The 16775-nt window shown below is 67.0% G+C and carries 15 protein-coding genes; 7 read left to right on the plus strand and 8 right to left on the minus strand.

The window, feature by feature from the left end:
* On the minus strand, positions 1 to 1190 hold a 1190-nt coding region (gene urtA / locus NVV99_RS18705), incomplete at its 3' end, for an urea ABC transporter substrate-binding protein (protein ID WP_260783000.1).
* Positions 1191 to 1522: 332 nt separating this feature from the next.
* On the opposite strand from urtA, the gene NVV99_RS18710 reads away from it, so the two are divergent.
* Positions 1523 to 2416: a type IV toxin-antitoxin system AbiEi family antitoxin domain-containing protein gene (locus tag NVV99_RS18710; RefSeq protein ID WP_024101772.1), complete on the plus strand. Its 894-nt coding sequence runs from the start codon at positions 1523 to 1525 to the stop codon at positions 2414 to 2416.
* A 67-nt stretch (positions 2417 to 2483) separates the two neighbouring features.
* Here NVV99_RS18710 and NVV99_RS18715 read toward each other — a convergent pair whose 3' ends face one another.
* Genes NVV99_RS18715 through NVV99_RS18725 form a run of 3 tightly spaced genes read right to left on the minus strand, consistent with a single transcriptional unit; the run spans position 2484 to position 5516 of the window.
* Positions 2484 to 2885, minus strand: a complete 402-nt coding sequence (locus NVV99_RS18715; RefSeq protein WP_024101771.1) for a PPOX class F420-dependent oxidoreductase — start codon at positions 2883 to 2885, stop codon at positions 2484 to 2486.
* A 19-nt stretch (positions 2886 to 2904) separates the two neighbouring features.
* The gene (ramB, locus tag NVV99_RS18720) at positions 2905 to 4317 is read right to left on the minus strand and encodes an acetate metabolism transcriptional regulator RamB (protein WP_006553582.1); all 1413 of its coding nucleotides are present in this window, start codon (positions 4315 to 4317) and stop codon (positions 2905 to 2907) included.
* Positions 4318 to 4370: 53 nt separating this feature from the next.
* Positions 4371 to 5516 (minus strand): globin domain-containing protein, encoded by a 1146-nt coding sequence (locus NVV99_RS18725; RefSeq protein WP_051424844.1) that lies wholly within the window; start codon positions 5514 to 5516, stop codon positions 4371 to 4373.
* 534 nt (positions 5517 to 6050) lie between these two features.
* On the opposite strand from NVV99_RS18725, the gene aceA reads away from it, so the two are divergent.
* The 4 genes from aceA to NVV99_RS18745 all read left to right on the plus strand — a co-directional run bounded on the left by aceA (position 6051) and on the right by NVV99_RS18745 (position 11949).
* The gene (gene aceA / locus NVV99_RS18730) at positions 6051 to 7340 is read left to right on the plus strand and encodes an isocitrate lyase (protein ID WP_006553580.1); all 1290 of its coding nucleotides are present in this window, start codon (positions 6051 to 6053) and stop codon (positions 7338 to 7340) included.
* A gap of 168 nt (positions 7341 to 7508) precedes the next feature.
* A complete protein-coding gene (locus tag NVV99_RS18735) occupies positions 7509 to 8405 on the plus strand; it encodes a 3-hydroxybutyryl-CoA dehydrogenase (protein WP_019291147.1) in 897 nt (298 codons plus the stop codon).
* 105 nt (positions 8406 to 8510) lie between these two features.
* On the plus strand, positions 8511 to 10811 hold the full coding sequence (gene metE / locus NVV99_RS18740) for a 5-methyltetrahydropteroyltriglutamate--homocysteine S-methyltransferase (protein ID WP_024101769.1): 2301 nt from the start codon (positions 8511 to 8513) through the stop codon (positions 10809 to 10811).
* 79 nt (positions 10812 to 10890) lie between these two features.
* Positions 10891 to 11949 (plus strand): NAD(P)-dependent alcohol dehydrogenase, encoded by a 1059-nt coding sequence (locus NVV99_RS18745; RefSeq protein WP_024101768.1) that lies wholly within the window; start codon positions 10891 to 10893, stop codon positions 11947 to 11949.
* 43 nt (positions 11950 to 11992) lie between these two features.
* On the opposite strand, the gene NVV99_RS18750 is transcribed toward NVV99_RS18745, so the two are convergent.
* Positions 11993 to 12775 carry a SigB/SigF/SigG family RNA polymerase sigma factor gene (locus NVV99_RS18750; RefSeq protein ID WP_006553576.1) on the minus strand — a complete coding sequence of 261 codons (783 nt, stop codon included), beginning with the start codon at positions 12773 to 12775 and terminating at the stop codon, positions 11993 to 11995.
* A complete protein-coding gene (locus NVV99_RS18755; RefSeq protein ID WP_024101767.1) occupies positions 12772 to 13191 on the minus strand; it encodes an anti-sigma factor in 420 nt (139 codons plus the stop codon). The genes NVV99_RS18750 and NVV99_RS18755 overlap by 4 nt, the downstream gene beginning before the upstream one ends.
* Before the next feature lie 308 nt (positions 13192 to 13499).
* Between NVV99_RS18755 and NVV99_RS18760 the strand changes: the two genes are divergently transcribed.
* Together NVV99_RS18760 and NVV99_RS18765 are read left to right on the plus strand one after the other, a co-directional pair.
* A complete protein-coding gene (locus tag NVV99_RS18760; protein ID WP_006553574.1) occupies positions 13500 to 13943 on the plus strand; it encodes an STAS domain-containing protein in 444 nt (147 codons plus the stop codon).
* A 187-nt stretch (positions 13944 to 14130) separates the two neighbouring features.
* Positions 14131 to 14622, plus strand: a complete 492-nt coding sequence (locus tag NVV99_RS18765) for a hypothetical protein (RefSeq protein ID WP_024101766.1) — start codon at positions 14131 to 14133, stop codon at positions 14620 to 14622.
* Positions 14623 to 14654: 32 nt separating this feature from the next.
* Here the strand turns inward: NVV99_RS18765 and NVV99_RS18770 are convergent, their stop codons facing one another.
* Together NVV99_RS18770 and NVV99_RS18775 are read right to left on the minus strand one after the other, a co-directional pair.
* Complete coding sequence (locus NVV99_RS18770) at positions 14655 to 15908, minus strand: glycosyltransferase (protein ID WP_041803436.1); 1254 nt, start codon at positions 15906 to 15908, stop codon at positions 14655 to 14657.
* 137 nt (positions 15909 to 16045) lie between these two features.
* Positions 16046 to 16402: a hypothetical protein gene (locus NVV99_RS18775; protein ID WP_019291150.1), complete on the minus strand. Its 357-nt coding sequence runs from the start codon at positions 16400 to 16402 to the stop codon at positions 16046 to 16048.
* Between the last annotated feature and the right edge of the window lie 373 nt (positions 16403 to 16775).

Raw genomic sequence — 16775 nt, forward strand, 5'->3', positions numbered from 1 at the left:
TAGATCAGGCCGTCGCCGCGGATCTCACCGACGCGAGCGGTCTTGGTGATGTGGTGGTTGTCGCCATCGATCGTGACGGTGCCCTCGGGGGCGTCGAAGGTCACGCCGTCGGCGGCTTCGACGACGTCGTCGACCTCGAAGGACTCGGCCTTCTCGACGGTGTTCTTCCACAGGTAGACCGAGGTGTAAGCGGCCTCCATGGGATCGGAGGTCGGCTTGTTCGCGCCGTACTTCGCCTTGTACGCCTCGACGAACGAGGTGTTCTCGGGGGAGTCGACGGTCTGGTAGTAGTTCCACGCGGTGAGCTGGCCCTCGATGTTCTGCGCGCCGATGCCGCCCACCTCCTCCTCGGCGATGGACACCGACACGACCGGCATGTCCTTCGCGTTGAGGCCGGCGTTGGTGTACTCGCGGAAGAACGCGACGTTGGAGTCGCCGTTGAGTGTGTTGAACACCGCGTCGGCGTCGGCGGTGCGCACCTTGTTGACGATGGTGGAGAAGTCGGTGGAGCCGAGCGGGGTGTAGTCCTCACCCTTGATCTCGATGTCGTTGGCCTCGGCGTACGCCTTGATGATGCGGTTGGCGGTCTGCGGGAAGACGTAGTCGCTACCGACGAGGTAGAGCGACTTCACGCCCTGTTCCTTCAGGTAGTCCAGGGCCGGCACGATCTGCTGGTTGGTGGTCGCGCCGGTGTAGAAGATGTTCGATGACGACTCGAGGCCCTCGTACTGGACGGGGTAGTACAGCAGCGCGTTGCGGTCCTCGAAGACCGGCAGCATCGCCTTGCGACTCGACGATGTCCAGCCACCGAACACCGCTGCGACGCAGTCGGATCCGATGAGCTTTTCGGCCTTCTCCGCGAACACCGTCGGCTCGGATGCGCCGTCCTCGGAGACGATCTCGATCTGCTTGCCGAGCACACCGCCGTCGGCGTTGATCTCCTCGACGGCCAGCGCGATCGAGTCGCGGACGGTGACCTCGGAGATCGCCATCGTGCCCGACAGGGAGTTGAGCGAGCCGACCTTGACGGTGTCGCCCGAGGTGTCGACGCACGACGCAGCACCGGAGGCGGCCGTGCTGCCCTCGTCACCTGCGCGACTTCCGCAGGCGGACAGCACGAGTCCGACTGCGACGAGTGCTGCGGGGGCCGCGATGGCGCGGGTGGCGAGCCTGGACCTGACAACAGACATGTAGAGCCCTTCCTTCGAAGGTGTGGCCTGAGGGGACCCCGGTGTATCCGGGAGGCGTATACAGCGCTGTATCCGTGAGGCCACACAGTAGAAGGGAGTTGTTGCGCGGGAATATCTTCCGGTCACGGTCTCGTGACACAGATTTCGTGGGCGTTACAAAATGCGCACAAGCATCAGCTACGACCTTCGCTATCCGCTACGGCAATCGCTGCGGCGGATAGCTGACGGTGTAGCGAACTGTTTGTCCACAGGTGGCGAGATCATCCACAGGCGACGCGAATACCGGTGTTCGCACCGCGTCTGCACCACGACGATCGGGCACGGTTGTCCGCATGCGACCGACACCTTTCCTGCGGACCACCGCTCTCGCTTCCGGGATGACCGACTCCGAGATCCGTCGTGCGGTACGCGCCGGTGAACTCGAGCGACTCGAACCCGGCGTCTACCTCCACCGCGACGACTCCCTCGACGAACTCGATCGCTATCGCGTGCGCGTGCGATCCGTCGGGGCAGTGCTCGCGCCCGGCACGGTGATCAGCCACGAGTCCGCCGCCGTCCTGCACGGGCTCGCCCTGTGGAAGCCGGATCTCACACGGGTCCACGTCACCCGCGGCAGATCGGGTGGTGGTCGGAGGAACGCGAACCGTCACCTGCACGTCGCCCCTCTGCGTCCTCACGACCTGTCGGAGGTCGCGGGCATAGCGTGCACCTCGCTCGCCCGGACCGTCGTGGATCTCGCCTGCACACTCGACTTCGACGAAGCCGTGATCGCGGGTGATTGTGCTGCGGCTCGTGATGCCGAGTTCGGCTCCGCGTTGCTCTGTTGTCTCGACGAGTCCGGGCCGCGTAGGGGTATCGCCGCGGCGCGACGCGTGGCTGCATTTCTCGACGGTCGCAGCGAGAGTCCGGGAGAATCGCTGAGTCGCATCCGGATGCATCAGGCCGGCATGCCCGCACCGACGCTCCAGAAGGAGATACGAACACCCGACGGGCAGTTCGTCGCCCGGGTCGACTTCCTCTGGGAGGACGAAGGAGTCGTCGGTGAGTTCGACGGGATGGGCAAGTACGACAAGGGAGGCGTCGAGGCCCTACGGAACGAGAAGCGACGGGAGGACGCCCTGCGCGACCTCGGCTTCGAAGTGGTCAGGTGGACGTGGCCCGAACTGTCCCGGTTCGACGTCGTCCTCGCTCGCTTCGACCGTGCTGTCGCCCGTGCGTGGCGGTAACCGCTACCCTCCCAGCTATGTGCCGCATCTGCTTCCGCTGCGGATGGCAAACAAGCGAGCGGATGCGTCAGATGGGGTCGAGGACCGAGCCCATCACGCGCTCGACTGCGATCTCGATGACGACGCGGCGGGGGTTGGGGCGGGGTTCGCGGTAGCGGGCGGCGTAGCGACGCTCGCCCTCGCGGACGTCGGCCGGCTCGCGCGTAACGCGGGCCGGGCCCTCGAGGGTGAGCCAGCGACCGCCGTCGACCTGGCTCACCACCGCGTAACCCCCGCGCTCGACGTTGAGGGTCTTCTGGGAGCCCTCGAAGGTGATGACGCGGGCGAGGCCGGCCTCGCCGTCCCACGTGAACCCGACGGCGACGACGTGCGGCGAGCCGTCCTTGCGGAGGGTCGTGAGCGTCGCGAGGTGGTACTCGGACAGGAACTCGAGTGCCTTCGCGCCTATCGAGTCGGGGGTGCGTGCCATGCGACGAGCCTACCGACGCTCAGCGCACCAGATACGGCGAGACCGACGAGCGGTGCTCGTTGATGTCGATCTCCTTGCCCAGGGGAGGGAAGGCGCGCTGCGGGCAGTTCATCCGCTCGCACACGCGGCAACCCGAGCCGATCGGCGTGCCGGGATTGGACTCGTCGAGGTCGAGACCGTCGGCATAGACGAGGCGATGCGCGTGCCGCAGTTCGCAGCCGAGACCGATCGCGAACGTCTTCGACGGCTGGCCGTAACGCGCGGCGCGACGCTCGACCGTGCGCGCGACCCACAGATAGCGACGACCGTCGGGCATCTGCGCGATCTGCGTCATGATCTTGCCGGGATAGGCGAAGGTCTCGTAGACGTTCCACAACGGGCACGTGCCACCGCTGGTGGAGAAGTGGAAACCGGTGGCGGACTGGCGCTTCGACATGTTGCCCGCGCGGTCGACGCGCACGAACGAGAACGGGACGCCCCGCAGCTTCGGACGTTGGAGTGTCGACAGCCGGTGCGCGATCGTCTCGTAGCTGACGCCGTAGAAGGCCGACAGGCGTTCGACATCGTAGCGGAAGTCCTCTGCGATCTCGTGGAACTGCGTGTACGGCAGGATCAGTGCGGCCGCCCAGTAGTTGGCGAGCCCGAGCCGGGCCAGCGCGCGTGAGGCATCGCTCGTGAACGAACCCTCCGCGACGAGGCGGTCGATGAGCTCTCCACACTCCAGGTACGCGAGTTCGATGGCCAGCTTGAAGACCTGCTGCCCGCCGGACAACTGCGGCGCGACCTCCAGGACACGGGTCTCGGGGTCGTAGCGGTGAAGGATGTTCTCGCCGAGGTCGATGCGCTTGACGATCTGCACATCGTGGACCGTGGTCATGCGGCGAGCGATCTCGCCCCCCACGTCGCCGCGGTGGAACCGGATGCGGTTGGCCAGCTCCTCGGCCGCGGTGTCGAGATCGTGCAGGTAGTTCTGCCGCTGGTAGAAGTAGTCGCGGACCTCCTCGTGGGGCATGGTGATCGCACCGCTGCCGCTGCCGTCGCTGTACCTCTCCTCGGTCGCGACGGCGAGCTGCGCGGTGGTGTTGCGGAAGCGCCGGTGGAGATTGACCATCGCGCGCGCCAGAGTGGGGTGGGCTGCGACCATCTCGGCGATCTCCTGGGCGTCGGCCTCGATGCCCATCTCCCGGTCGAGCGCGACCTCCCGCATCTCCGCGATCAGACGGGTGTCGTCCTGCGAGGAGAAGAAGGTGGCGTCGACCCCGAAGACCTCGCTGATCCGGAGCAGGACGGGCACCGTCAGCGGCCTGACGTCGTGCTCGATCTGGTTGAGATAACTCGCCGAGATCTCGAGGGTCTTGGCGAGCGCGGCCTGGCTGAGTCCTCGCTCGGTGCGTAGCTGCCGCAGCCGGGCGCCTACATAGGTCTTGGCCATTCGCCCAGGGTAGAACTGCCTCGCAGCCTTCGCAAGGCAGCGTTCGCAGCGTGTTAATCGACAGATACCGGTGGGGCCTCGAGGCCGAACCACGAGCCCGGCGCGAACGCCTCGAAGTGAATCGACTCGGGGGATACCCCCGACGCGACGAGATCCGAGCGGATGGCACGCATGAACGTGATCGGACCGCACACATAGGTGCGGGCATCGCCCGGAATCGTCAGCCCGGACAGTGGAGTTCGTCCGTCGCTGCGGATCTCGTCGTACTCGGTGTAGCGCACGTGCAGCCGGGCGTCCGGCAACGAGTCGACCAGGATGGCGAGTTCGGTCCGGTGCGGTTGCTCGTAGGGGGTGCGGTCGACGTGGACGACGTCGACGCTCCGGCCGTCGCCCCGGGACTGCATGTCGCGCAGCGCCGCGATCGTCATCGTCACGCCCACGCCCGCCGAGGCGAGCAGCAACGGTTCGCTGCCCCTGTCGACGACGACGCTGCCGAACGGCGGCGACACGAGGAGGTGATCGTCGACGCCCAGGCCGTCGCACAGCACGGGGGAGACGAGTCCGCCCGGCACGCGCTTGACGGTGACGGCCCACTCGCCGCTCGTCCTGCCCGGGAAGACGGTGTACTGGCGGATCTGCTCGGAGCCGTTCGGCAGCGCGACCCGCACCGAGATGTACTGGCCGGGAAGGAAGGCCGGCAGCGGCCGACCGTCGACGGAGCGGAGGTGGACGGTGGCCGCGTGCGCGCCGTCGTACTCGTGTTCGGTGACGACAACCCGACGCCAGATGTCACCGGGGGCCACACCGGCCCGCCGGTACAGCTCCGTCTCCTGCTCGACGAGCGAGTTCGCCATCAGCGTGTACACCTCGTGCCAGGCCACGGCGACCTGCGGTGTGATGGCGTCGCCGAGCACCTCGGCGATCGCGGCGAACAGGTGGGTCCGCACGATCCCGTAGTGCGCGGCCTGTACACCGAGGGACGCATGTTTGGCGGCGATCCGCTCCATGATCGGGTCGATGTCGGTCGGTGCGTGGGTGACCAGCAGTGATGCGAAAGCGGCGACCGAGTCGGCGAGCGCCCGTTGCTGGGCCCCGTTGGCCTGGTTGGTGCGGTTGAAGGTGTCCCGCAGGGACGGGACGGCCCGGAAGAGCCGGTTGTAGAAGACACGTGAGATCGTGCCGATCTCGGCGCCGACCACCGGCAGGGTCGCTTCGACGATCGACCGCGACGTACTCGAGAGAATGTCGACTCCTCGTGTTCGGGGGCTGTTCTGCCGGGGCCCTGACACACGAAGGCACTACGATGCACCGGCCCCGATCCGGCCCGAGACATGTTACGGATGGGATTCCAGGGGTCAATGGGGATCACAAACCACGATCACCGTTTGTGAAGGCAGTCACAGGCAGGTGTCCGATCCGTCCCGAGGTGGGGGAGTCGGCGGGACGAGGCGTCCCGGCGGTGTGGGCCGGCCGGCAGCGGCAAAAGCCGAGGTAGTTACTACTCGCGGGTAATAAACCCGTGCCCGATTCGGGTAGTTGGACCGACCATCGATTGGCAATCTTCGCAATGGCTGCGACGAAAATAGCCGAGATTGGCATTAGCAACAGGTAGACGGGCTTTTTGGACTGTGTCATTGTCGTTCTTGTACATCCGAACGGCACGCAAAGGATGTGAAGTCGTACACGCGTACTGCTTCATCCCGAGCGGGGCAGATCTAGAGAGTGGAGATTTGATGTCGACCACCGGCACCCCGAGGACTGCAGAAGAGATCCAGAAGGATTGGGACACCAATCCGCGCTGGAAGGGGATCACCCGCAACTACACCGCCGAGCAGGTCGCCAAGCTGCAGGGCAACGTCGTCGAGGAAGCCACCCTCGCTCGCCGCGGTTCCGAGATCCTGTGGGACCTCGTCAACAACGAGGACTACATCAACTCGCTCGGCGCCCTCACCGGTAACCAGGCGGTCCAGCAGGTCCGCGCCGGCCTGAAGGCCATCTACCTCTCCGGTTGGCAGGTCGCCGGCGACGCCAACCTGTCCGGCCACACCTACCCGGACCAGTCGCTGTACCCGGCGAACTCGGTTCCGCAGGTCGTCCGCCGTATCAACAACGCGCTGCTGCGCGCCGACGAGATCGCCAAGGTCGAGGGCGACACTTCCGTCGACAACTGGCTCGCTCCGATCGTCGCCGACGGTGAGGCAGGCTTCGGTGGCGCCCTCAACGTCTACGAGCTGCAGAAGGCCATGATCGCGGCCGGCGTCGCCGGTTCCCACTGGGAGGACCAGCTCGCGTCGGAGAAGAAGTGCGGTCACCTCGGTGGCAAGGTGCTCATCCCCACGCAGCAGCACATCCGCACCCTGACCTCGGCTCGCCTCGCGGCCGACGTCGCGGACGTCCCGACCGTGGTCATCGCCCGCACCGACGCCGAGGCCGCGACCCTCATCACCTCCGATGTCGACGAGCGTGACCGCCCGTTCATCACCGGTGAGCGCACCGCCGAGGGCTTCTACCACGTCAAGAACGGCATCGAGCCCTGCATCGCCCGTGCGAAGGCCTACGCTCCGTACTCCGACCTCATCTGGATGGAGACCGGTGTTCCGGACCTCGAGGTCGCCAAGAAGTTCGCCGAGGGCGTCCGCAGCGAGTTCCCGGACCAGCTGCTGGCCTACAACTGCTCGCCGTCCTTCAACTGGAAGGCTCACCTGGACGACGCGACCATCGCGAAGTTCCAGAAGGAGCTCGGCGCGATGGGCTTCAAGTTCCAGTTCATCACCCTCGCCGGCTTCCACTCGCTCAACTACGGCATGTTCGACCTGGCGCACGGCTACGCCCGCGAGGGCATGACGGCCTTCGTCGACCTGCAGGAGCGCGAGTTCAAGGCGGCCAAGGAGCGCGGCTTCACCGCCATCAAGCACCAGCGTGAGGTCGGTGCCGGCTACTTCGACACCATCGCCACCACCGTCGATCCCAACACCTCCACGGCTGCCCTGAAGGGCTCCACCGAGGAAGGCCAGTTCCACTAGGAACCAGCGCCACCCCGAGGTCCACCACCCCGCGGCGGGATCCACAGGTCCCCATGTCCTGCCGCGGGGTGCGTGCGTATCCGGAGCAGTTCGAAACGCGCGCACCCGACGGGTCCTCGCTTGTACTTCCGGCCTCGGCCACGACCCCCACAACGAGAAGGAGCTGACGTGACCAGCGAAAAGATTCAGCGCGTCGGCGTGATCGGCGCCGGCATCATGGGCGCAGGTATCGCCGAGGTGTGCGCACGCGCTCATGTCGACGTACTGGTGTTCGAGCAGACCCGCGAACTCGCGGCTGCCGGACGTGCCCGGATCCTCCGGTCGCTGGACCGGGGCGTGAGCAGCGGAAAGATCACCGAACGGGAGCGTGAGCAGGCCGCATGGCGTCTGCGCTTCACCTCCGATCTCGGTGACTTCGCCGATCGGCAGCTCGTGGTGGAGGCCGTCGTCGAGGACGAGAAGGTCAAGAGCGAGATCCTCGCGGAGCTCGACAAGATCGTCACCGATCCCAACGCGGTGCTCGCCTCGAACACCTCGTCGATCCCGATCATGAAGCTCGGTATCGCGACCGGTGCGCCCGAGCGTGTCATCGGCATGCACTTCTTCAACCCTGTTCCGGTGCTCCCGCTCGTCGAGCTCGTCACCACCCTGAAGACCAGCCCCACCGTCGCCGAGCGCGCCGAGGCGTTCGCAGCCGACGTACTGGGCAAGCAGGTCGTGCGGTCCTCCGACCGTGCAGGTTTCATCGCCAACGCACTGCTGGTGCCGTACCTGCTCTCGGCGATCCGGATGGTCGAGTCCGGCTTCGCCACCAAGGAGGACATCGACAAGACGATGGTCCTGGGTTGCGCCCACCCGATGGGTCCGCTCGCCCTGACCGACCTGGTCGGTCTGGACACCGTCAAGTCGATCGCCGACTCCATGTACGAGGAGTTCAAAGAGCCCCTGTACTCGGCCCCGCCGCTGCTACAGCGCATGGTCGAGGCGGGACTCGTCGGCAAGAAGTCGGGCGCCGGCTTCTACGAGTACGCCGACAACGGTCGCACGGTCAAGAAGGCCGGCTAGCCAGGTAGCACCACCGCACACGGCGCCCGTGCCCGGCGACAGTGTTCCGAACACTGGTCACCGGTGCACGGGCGCGACGTGCATGAGGGAAAGGTCGACGCCGACATGGCAACTCTCGCCGACGGATACGGATCGAGCATCCTCGGGTACCCGCGCATCGGGCCCCGCCGCGAGCTCAAGTTCGCCCTCGAGGCCTACTGGCACGGTGAGGGCACGCGCGACGAACTTGTCGCGGTCGCTCGCGAGCTCCAGGAGAACACCTGGCGCGAGCTCGCAGCCACGGGTCTGACCCAGGTACCCGGCAACACGTTCTCCTACTACGATCACGTCCTGGACAACGCGCTGTTGTTCGGCGCGCTGCCCGAGCGGTTCCGTCCACTGGCCGATGAGCTCGACCCGCTCGATCTGTACTTCACGCTGTGCCGTGGCCGCGAGGACTTCCCGCCGCTCGAGCTGGTGCGCTGGTTCGGCAGCAACTACCACTACCGCCAGCCCGAACTCGACGAGAACACCGTCTTCGAGCTGAATTCGGCGGCCGTACTCGACGAGTTCGAGCGTGCGAAGGCCGAGGGTATCGAGCTGCGGCCGGTGGTGCTCGGCCCGGTCTCGCTGCTGCTGCTGTCGAAGGTCGCACCGACGTCGACTAAGGAGGGTTTTCGCACCCTCGACCTGCTCGACGCGCTGCTCCCCGAATACGAGAAGCTCTTCGAGCAGCTCGCCCGTGCCGGTGCCACCTGCGTGCAGCTCGACGAGCCGTCGTTCACCGAGGACCGCAGCGAGGAAGAGCTCGCAGCACTCGCGCGTACCTACGACGCGCTCTCGCACGCTCCGCTGCGTCCGCGTCTGCTCGTGACCGGCCCGTACGGGCATCTCGGTGAGGCACTGCCGATCCTGGCCGCGTCGAAGATCGAGGCGATCGGCCTGGACCTGGTCAACGGCCGCATGAGCGCGGACGAACTGGCCGCAGTGCCCGGACTCAAGCGCAAGCGCATCTACGCCGGTGTCGTCGACGGCCGCAACGTGTGGAAGGTCGACCGCCACCGCACCCTCGACTACCTGAAGTCGCTCGCCGCGGTCGCACCGGATCTCGTCGTGTCGACCTCGTCCTCGCTGCTGCACGTGCCCTACGACCTGCTCGTCGAGTACGACATCCCCGGCGACGTCGCCGACCGTCTCGCGTTTGCGAAGCAGAAGGTGGGGGAGGTGGTCTCCCTTGCCAAGGCGCTCACGACCGGGGCCGAGGAGCGGTGGCGCAAGCCGCCCGTGTCGGTGCACTTCAAGCAGAAGCACACCGTCCGTGCACGTCTGAACGCGGTCACGCCCGCCCATCGGGTGCGCGCGCCGTACGAGGAGCGCCGCGCCGCGCAGCAGAAGCGACTGGATCTGCCGCCGGTGCCGGTGACAACCCTGGGGTCGTTCCCGCAGACCGCGGAGATCCGCAGGGCACGAGCGGAACTCGGTCGTGGCCGGATGTCGTACGGCGAGTACGTCAAGCGGATCCAGGAGGAGATCGAGTCCACCATCCGTCTGCAGGAGGACATCGGTCTCGACGTCCTCGTCCACGGCGAGCACGAACGCAACGACATGGTGCAGTACTTCGCCGAGCTGATGGAGGGCTTTGCCACCACCCACTTCGGCTGGGTGCAGGCCTACGGTTCGCGCTGCACGCGTCCGCCGATCCTCTACGGCGACATCGTGCGGCCGAAGCCGATGACGGTCGAGTGGATCTCGTTCGCGCAGTCGCTGACCGACAAGCCGGTCAAGGGCATGCTCACCGGTCCGGTGACGATGCTGGCGCGTTCCTACGTGCGTCAGGATCAGCCGCTCCACGAGACGGCCGACCAGCTCGCGCTGGCCATCCGCGACGAGATCGCCGATCTCGAGCGGGCGGGCATCGCGATCATCCAGGTCGACGAACCGGCCATCCGGGAACTGTTGCCGCTGCGGCAGGACGGGCGCTCCGAGTACCTCGACTGGGCCGTCGACGCCTTCCGTCTCGCCACCGGTGGCGCGAAGCCGGAGACGCAGATCCACACGCACCTGACCTATTCGGGTCAGGTGTCGGTGGTCGACGCGATCGAGCGGCTCGACGCCGACGTCACGGCGATCGTGGCGACACGCTCGATCCGCTGGGTGCTCGAGGCGATCAAGGACCGCGCGCTGTCCCACGGTGTCGGTCCCGGTGTCTACGAGTCCCGCTCGGCCCGGATCCCGGACATCGACGAGCTCGACGAGTTGCTCAGCGAGGCGGCGGAATCGGTGGAACTCGACCGCTTGTGGGCCAATCCGGACGGTGGTCTCAAGACCCGTCACCACTGGCAGCTCGAGCCGTCGCTGCGCAACCTCGTCGCTGCGGCGCGACGACTGCGCCGCCGGGCGACACACCGGTCCGACCAGGCCGGATAGTCGAACCGTCTCCACGACGTGCACCTGCGGGAGTCCCCCGCGGGTGCACGTCGTCGCGAGGCGGAGTAGTTGTGGAGGAATGACGTCCACAACCGGTACGACCACCGTCGCCGCATACGCCGCCACCGCGCCCGACGCGCCCCTGTCGAAGACCACCGTCGAACGACGTGCCCTCGGCCCGCTCGACGTGCTCATCGCCATCGAATTCGCCGGCATCTGCCATTCCGACATCCACACCGCCCGGAACGAGTGGGGCGGAACCAAGTACCCGATCGTGCCGGGCCACGAGATCGTCGGCACCGTCGCCGCCGTCGGTTCCGGTGTCACGAAGCACGCCGTCGGAGACCGCGTCGGCGTGGGTTGCTTCGTGAACTCCTGTGGTGAATGTGAGCCCTGCCGAACAGGATTCGAGCAGCACTGCACCAGTCGGGTGACGGGAACCTACAACTCCGTCGACCGCGACGGCTCCGTCACCCAGGGCGGCTACTCGACACACATCGTCGTCACCGAACACTTCGTCCTGAGGATTCCCGACGGACTCGACCCGGCCGCCGCGGCGCCTCTGCTGTGCGCGGGAATCACCCTGTACTCGCCGCTGAAGCGGTGGAATGCCGGGCCGGGGAGCAAGGTCGCGATCATCGGCATGGGCGGTCTCGGGCATGTCGGAGTGAAGATCGCGGCAGCGATGGGTGCGGAGGTGACCGTGCTCGGTCACTCGCTGTCGAAGCGGGACGACGGCCTGCGCTTCGGTGCGGTCGACTACCGGTCCACCGAGGACGAGTCGACCTTCAAGGAGTTGCGCGGGAAGTTCGATCTGATCCTCAACACCGTCTCGGTCAACCTCGACCTCGACCGCTACCTGTCGTTGCTGCGGCTGCACGGCACCCTCGTCGGCCTCGGCCTGCCCGAGAAGCCGCTGTCGATGCGGGCGTTCTCGCTCGCGATGAACGATCGTGCGATGGCCGGATCGAATGTCGGCGGAATCCCCGACACGCAGGCGATGCTCGACTTCTGCGCAGAGCACGGCATCGGTGCGGAGATCGAGCTGATCTCCGCGGACCGTATCAACGAGGCATACGACCGTGTGGTCGCCAGTGATGTGCGCTATCGCTTCGTGATCGACGCCTCGACGTTCTGACCGCGTCGACGTCCCGGGCACGGGAGCCCGGGACGTCGACCCGTCAGAAGTTGTCGCCGAGCTGATCGCGGAGCTGCGCGAGGGTCTTCGTGAGCAGACGCGACACATGCATCTGCGAGACACCCACGCGCTCGGCGATCTGCGTCTGCGTCATGTTGCCGAAGAAGCGCAGCAGCACGACCGTGCGTTCGCGGGCCGGAAGGGCCTCGAGCAGCGGACGCAGCGCCTCGTGGTTCTCGACCTCGTCGAGCGCGGCGTCGTAGTCGCCGAGCGTGTCGGCGAGGGTGAGCCCGTCGTCGCCGGACGGGGACGACCGGTCGACCGACACGGTCTGGTAGGCGTTGCCGGCCACGAGACCCTGCAGCACCTCCTCCTGATCGATGCCGAGTACCTCGGCGAGCTCGGAGGCGGTGGGTGCACGTCCGAGCTGCTGGGAGAGCTCGGACGTGGCCTTGCTCAGGGACAGATGCAGTTCCTTCATGCGTCGCGGCACACGAACCGCCCAGCCGGCGTCACGGAAGTGCCGGCGCACCTCGCCCATGATCGTGGGGACCGCGAAGGAGACGAAATCCGAACCGCGTTCGGGGTCGAAACGGTCGACAGCGTTGACCAGGCCCAGGCGCGCGACCTGCAGCAGATCTTCGAAGGCCTCACCACGGCCGTCGAAGCGCCGGGCGATGTGCTCGGCGAGCGGCAGGCACCGCTCGACCACTGCGTCGCGGATGCGGATGCGACCGGGGTCGCCCTCCTCGAGTGCGAGGAGTGTTCTCAACGTTTCGGTGACGTCGGCGTACTCGTCGCTCGACCTACCCGTGTTGCGCGTCACCGATCGGCGCTGCCTTCGGCGATGGACATGTCGATCGTGGCGCGCGAGTCGTCGCTCGTCACCGAGATGGACTCGGTCAGCGAGTTGAGCACGTGCCATCCGAAGGAGCGCGGCTGCCCGATCTCGGAGGCGTCGTTCGTGGGCGCCGACAGGCTGATGTGCAGCAGCGGGAGAGCCGCCCGGAACGAGCACGCCAGGATCGCGTCCTCGGGTGCGCCCATGATCAGCCGCGTGGCCGCTTCGTCGACGGCGAGCTTCACATCCGCAACGGTATCGAGGTCGAAGTCGTGCTGCAGCGCGATCGCGGCGGCTACCGCTCGAAGCACTGCGAGCTGGTCGGGATGGGCCTCTAATCGAAGTTCGACTACCGGGGGATTGTGGTCGCGTGCCGATTCGATCGACGCGGATTTTGCCATGAGCCTGATGTCTCCAGTACGGGGAGTGGGGGTACGAGCGGGTCGTGTCTGTCTGATCGTCGGAGAGATTACCCAGATACCGCGAATTCAATCCATCCAACGTGACCTGGGCAGGGGGCCGCAACATTCCCGAAATGCACGATGGGCGTGTTGAGTGCCCGTGGTTCGTGGACTACTGTGGCGGCAGAAGGTTGAGCACACAGCCGAGAACACGGAAGCACCCCTGTTTCGGGAGGGTTCCGATCGGTCACCGGTTGTGCCTGTCTCGTAGGTCGTGCTTCCTGCAATTTTCGATGTTGGGAAGTGCTATGACAGTTCCTCAGCGAATTGCCGCACAGGTAGATTCCGTCCCATCCGGGTGGTCGGCTCGGCCGATCAGGTCCGACATTCCCGCAGAACGGGTCGTCGGCGCAGAATTCAGCGCGCAGAAGATCGAACCGGACCTCGTCTGGATCGACGTGCGAGGCGAGATCGACATCCGCAACGCACACGCTCTACACGCGTTCACCCATCGGCAGCTCGAAGAATCGATCCGTATGGTCGTCGATCTCGGAGCAGTCGAATTCTTCGGTGCGGCCGGGTTGTCGGTCTTCGACGATCTCGACGAACGTGCGCGTGCCCTGAACGTCCGCTGGGCACTTCTGAGTGGGCGACCGGTGGAACGGTTGCTCCGGGTCGCCGACGCGACCATCGCTTCCAAGGCATGCAGAACACGTGAAGCAGCGCTTGCTGCGCTCGCTCGCGTGAAGTAACAGGCCGGGAGAGCCGACCATACGGCGTGGCCGCAATCCGCCACGCCCCTCCATACCGTTGCCGTTCGGGTTTCCCGGGCGGCAACGGTTCTGTTCGGAGGGCATCTCCGATCCGCCGCTCGGCCCGAGGTGCCCGTTTCGTCACTCCGACCCGGGGGAACCCGCTGGTGAACCCGAGGAGGTCGAGATGAGCACGAACGACTGGATTCTGCTGGTGATAGCGGTGGTCGTCGCGTTGGTGGTAGTGGCGGTGCTGGGGTGGACGCTCCGCAACCGGCGTGCCGAGCGCCGGCGTACCGAAGCCGAACGTCTGCGTCGCAGCGTCGAGGAGAACAGGCCGGGAGTCGAACAGCGGGCGGCGTCGGCCGAACGCACCGAAGCGGAGGCCCGTCGCGCCGCGGCGGACGCCGAAGCGAAGGCGGCCGAGGCGGAGCGGCTGCGCGCCCGCTCCGAGGAGGAACGTCGTACCGCCGAAGCGGCACGAGCCGAACTCGACGAGCGTCGTCGCCGGGCGGAAGAGCTGGATCCCCGTTCGGCGGAACACGCCGAGCGCGGTGATCACCGCGCGGATCCGGTTCCGCGGACGGCAGGTTCGTCGGATCAGGTCCCGAACACCGTGCCGGGCGACGAGGCCGGCCCAGCGGGCGCACACCGGAACGATCAGGACTTCCGTCGCTGATCGTTCCGGCGTCTGTAGAGGTTCGACGGGCGCTACTGCACGCCGGTCCGTGCGGTCCGGTGTGCAGTACGCCGGACCGGCACGCAGCGTTCGTAGGCGCGAAGGGTGTCCTCCGCCACGCGATCCCAGGTGTACCGGGCGAGAACGCGGTCGCGTCCGGCGATACCGAAGGTGGCGCGTGTCGTCGCATCGGAGAGAAGCCGGCGCGCGGCGGCCGCGACGGCCTCGGGGGAGCGGGTGGGCACGAGAAGGCCGGTCGCCTCGTCGAGCACGGTGTCGAGCATTCCACCGGAAGCAGTTGCGATGACCGGGCGACCGCACGACATCGCCTGCAGGGCGAGCATCCCCGACGGATCGTGCCAGGGAGTGGAGACCACGGCGTCGGCGGACAGGAGCAGACCGGGCATCTCGTCCCGCCCGACATCGCGGCGGATCCGGACGCGTCCCTGCACACCGCGTACGCGTGCGAGCTTCACGAGACGGGCCTTCTCCTGCTCGTCCGCTCGGCGCGACAAGTACGGGGGAGCGGGATGCGCGGCGATGATCAACTCGGTGTCGGGAATGCCCGCCAGCGCTTCGATGGCGATGTCGAATCCGGAGCCCAGTTCGAGAGGGCCGGCTGCGAGCAGACGATGCTTGCGGGTCCTCGTGGTGTCGGGAGCGGCAGCGGTGCTGTAGTGCACGGCGTCCACGCCGCTCGGCACCACCGTGGTCCGCGTGCGGGGAAGTCCCATGCGCGCCAGCTCGAACACCTCGTCGGAACTCGTCGCGATCATGCGTGTCGCGCCCCGGGCGAGGAGCCGCTCCAAGCGGATTCGGTCGCGCGCGGACGCGTCCATCGCAGTCTTCTCCCGGATCCGGTGCTCGACCGTGCCGAGGGAATGGAAGGTCTGAACCGTGGGGATGCCCAGCGAACGGGTGGCGAGCTGCGTGGCCAGTCCGGACAGCCAGTAGTGGGCGTGGGTGATGTCCGGTGGCCGCTGGCGCCACTCCCGATCCAGGAAGCTTCCGAATTCCCCCATCGCAGAGGCGGTTTCGTCGGGACGCAGCGGGGACGGTGGTCCTGCCGGTACCTGCACCACCTCGTATCCACCGGGGGCGGAGATCCGGTCGGGGTCGTCGCGGTCCTCGCGGCGTGTGTAGACCACCACCTCGTGACCGGCCCCGGCGAGGGCGGACGACAGTTCGGCCAGGTGGACGTGAAGTCCTTGCGGCGGCGCATCTGCGTGCGCGCCGTGACCGAGCAGGGGATTCACTTGTCCGGCAACCATCGCGATCTTCACCACAGCGGTATTCCCGTGTGTGGTGGGGGATAAACCGGTCACGGCGCGCCGGTACGAACCGAAATACGCTGCTGCCCCACCTGTTCGTTCGTGTGGGTCGGTGGCTCCGGCCGCACCGGGCCGGGACGACCGGTCCCGGATCAGATGATGGCGCGGGCGGAGATGGTGGCGTAGACGACCATCAGCACCAGCAGTACCCATCCCGCACCCTGCCAGATCGGCCAGCGACCGCCGCGCTTCCACGTGCGGTAGGCCGTCAACAGTGCGCCGAGTCCGCCGAGCAGGAGCACGAGTGTGGGTCCGAAGACCAGGATCTGGCGGGCGGGATCGGTGCACACCGCGAATGCGGCGTCGCTGCAGTCCTGTCCGGAGTTCGTGCCCCAGAGGATGGCGACGCCCATCACCACGAGCGCAGCGACGATCACGCCCCCCGCGTACATCGTGGCCTTACGGGCCGTCCGGGGGTCGTTCCAGCGTTTCTCCACATCCTGGGTCATGGCTCTCCTTCTCGTGGCCGAACGGTGCACGCGCGATGGGGGCGCACGCGCGTAACGGCCGGCGTGACTCGCTCTCCGAGTACCCCCGGCCAGGTCGCCCAATCCGGATGTGCGGTGGTCGCCCCACGAGAGGTGGGGTGAGCCGGGCGTCAGGCGTGCTGGTGCACGGTCATGAAGACGTGGTCGAAGTGGCTCCGATGCTGTTCGGCGAGGGCCGGCAAGGACGTGATCTCGTGTACGAGTCGTTCGGCCAGTGCCCGCAGTTCGACGTCCGTCTCCTGCGAGCGCCAGGCGCCGCCGGACCCGGATTCATCCCCGCCCGATCCGACCTTGGAGAGTTTTGTCCGTTAGGGCCGGATCAGGGCGCTCGGTG

This window comes from Rhodococcus sp. PAE-6, assembly GCF_025290685.1.
GTDB classification, from domain to species: Bacteria; Actinomycetota; Actinomycetes; order Mycobacteriales; family Mycobacteriaceae; genus Rhodococcus; species Rhodococcus pyridinivorans.

What these genes read in the sequence shown, in the direction of transcription:
- NVV99_RS18710 (WP_024101772.1), top strand. Translation starts at nt 1,523, where the DNA reads ATGCGACCGACACCTTTCCTGCGGACCACCGCTCTCGCTTCCGGGATG.
- NVV99_RS18715 (WP_024101771.1), bottom strand. Translation starts at nt 2,885, where the DNA reads ATGGCACGCACCCCCGACTCGATAGGCGCGAAGGCACTCGAGTTCCTG.
- ramB (WP_006553582.1), bottom strand. Translation starts at nt 4,317, where the DNA reads ATGGCCAAGACCTATGTAGGCGCCCGGCTGCGGCAGCTACGCACCGAG.
- aceA (WP_006553580.1), top strand. Translation starts at nt 6,051, where the DNA reads ATGTCGACCACCGGCACCCCGAGGACTGCAGAAGAGATCCAGAAGGAT.
- metE (WP_024101769.1), top strand. Translation starts at nt 8,511, where the DNA reads ATGGCAACTCTCGCCGACGGATACGGATCGAGCATCCTCGGGTACCCG.
- NVV99_RS18745 (WP_024101768.1), top strand. Translation starts at nt 10,891, where the DNA reads ATGACGTCCACAACCGGTACGACCACCGTCGCCGCATACGCCGCCACC.
- NVV99_RS18755 (WP_024101767.1), bottom strand. Translation starts at nt 13,191, where the DNA reads ATGGCAAAATCCGCGTCGATCGAATCGGCACGCGACCACAATCCCCCG.
- NVV99_RS18760 (WP_006553574.1), top strand. Translation starts at nt 13,500, where the DNA reads ATGACAGTTCCTCAGCGAATTGCCGCACAGGTAGATTCCGTCCCATCC.
- NVV99_RS18765 (WP_024101766.1), top strand. Translation starts at nt 14,131, where the DNA reads ATGAGCACGAACGACTGGATTCTGCTGGTGATAGCGGTGGTCGTCGCG.
- NVV99_RS18775 (WP_019291150.1), bottom strand. Translation starts at nt 16,402, where the DNA reads ATGACCCAGGATGTGGAGAAACGCTGGAACGACCCCCGGACGGCCCGT.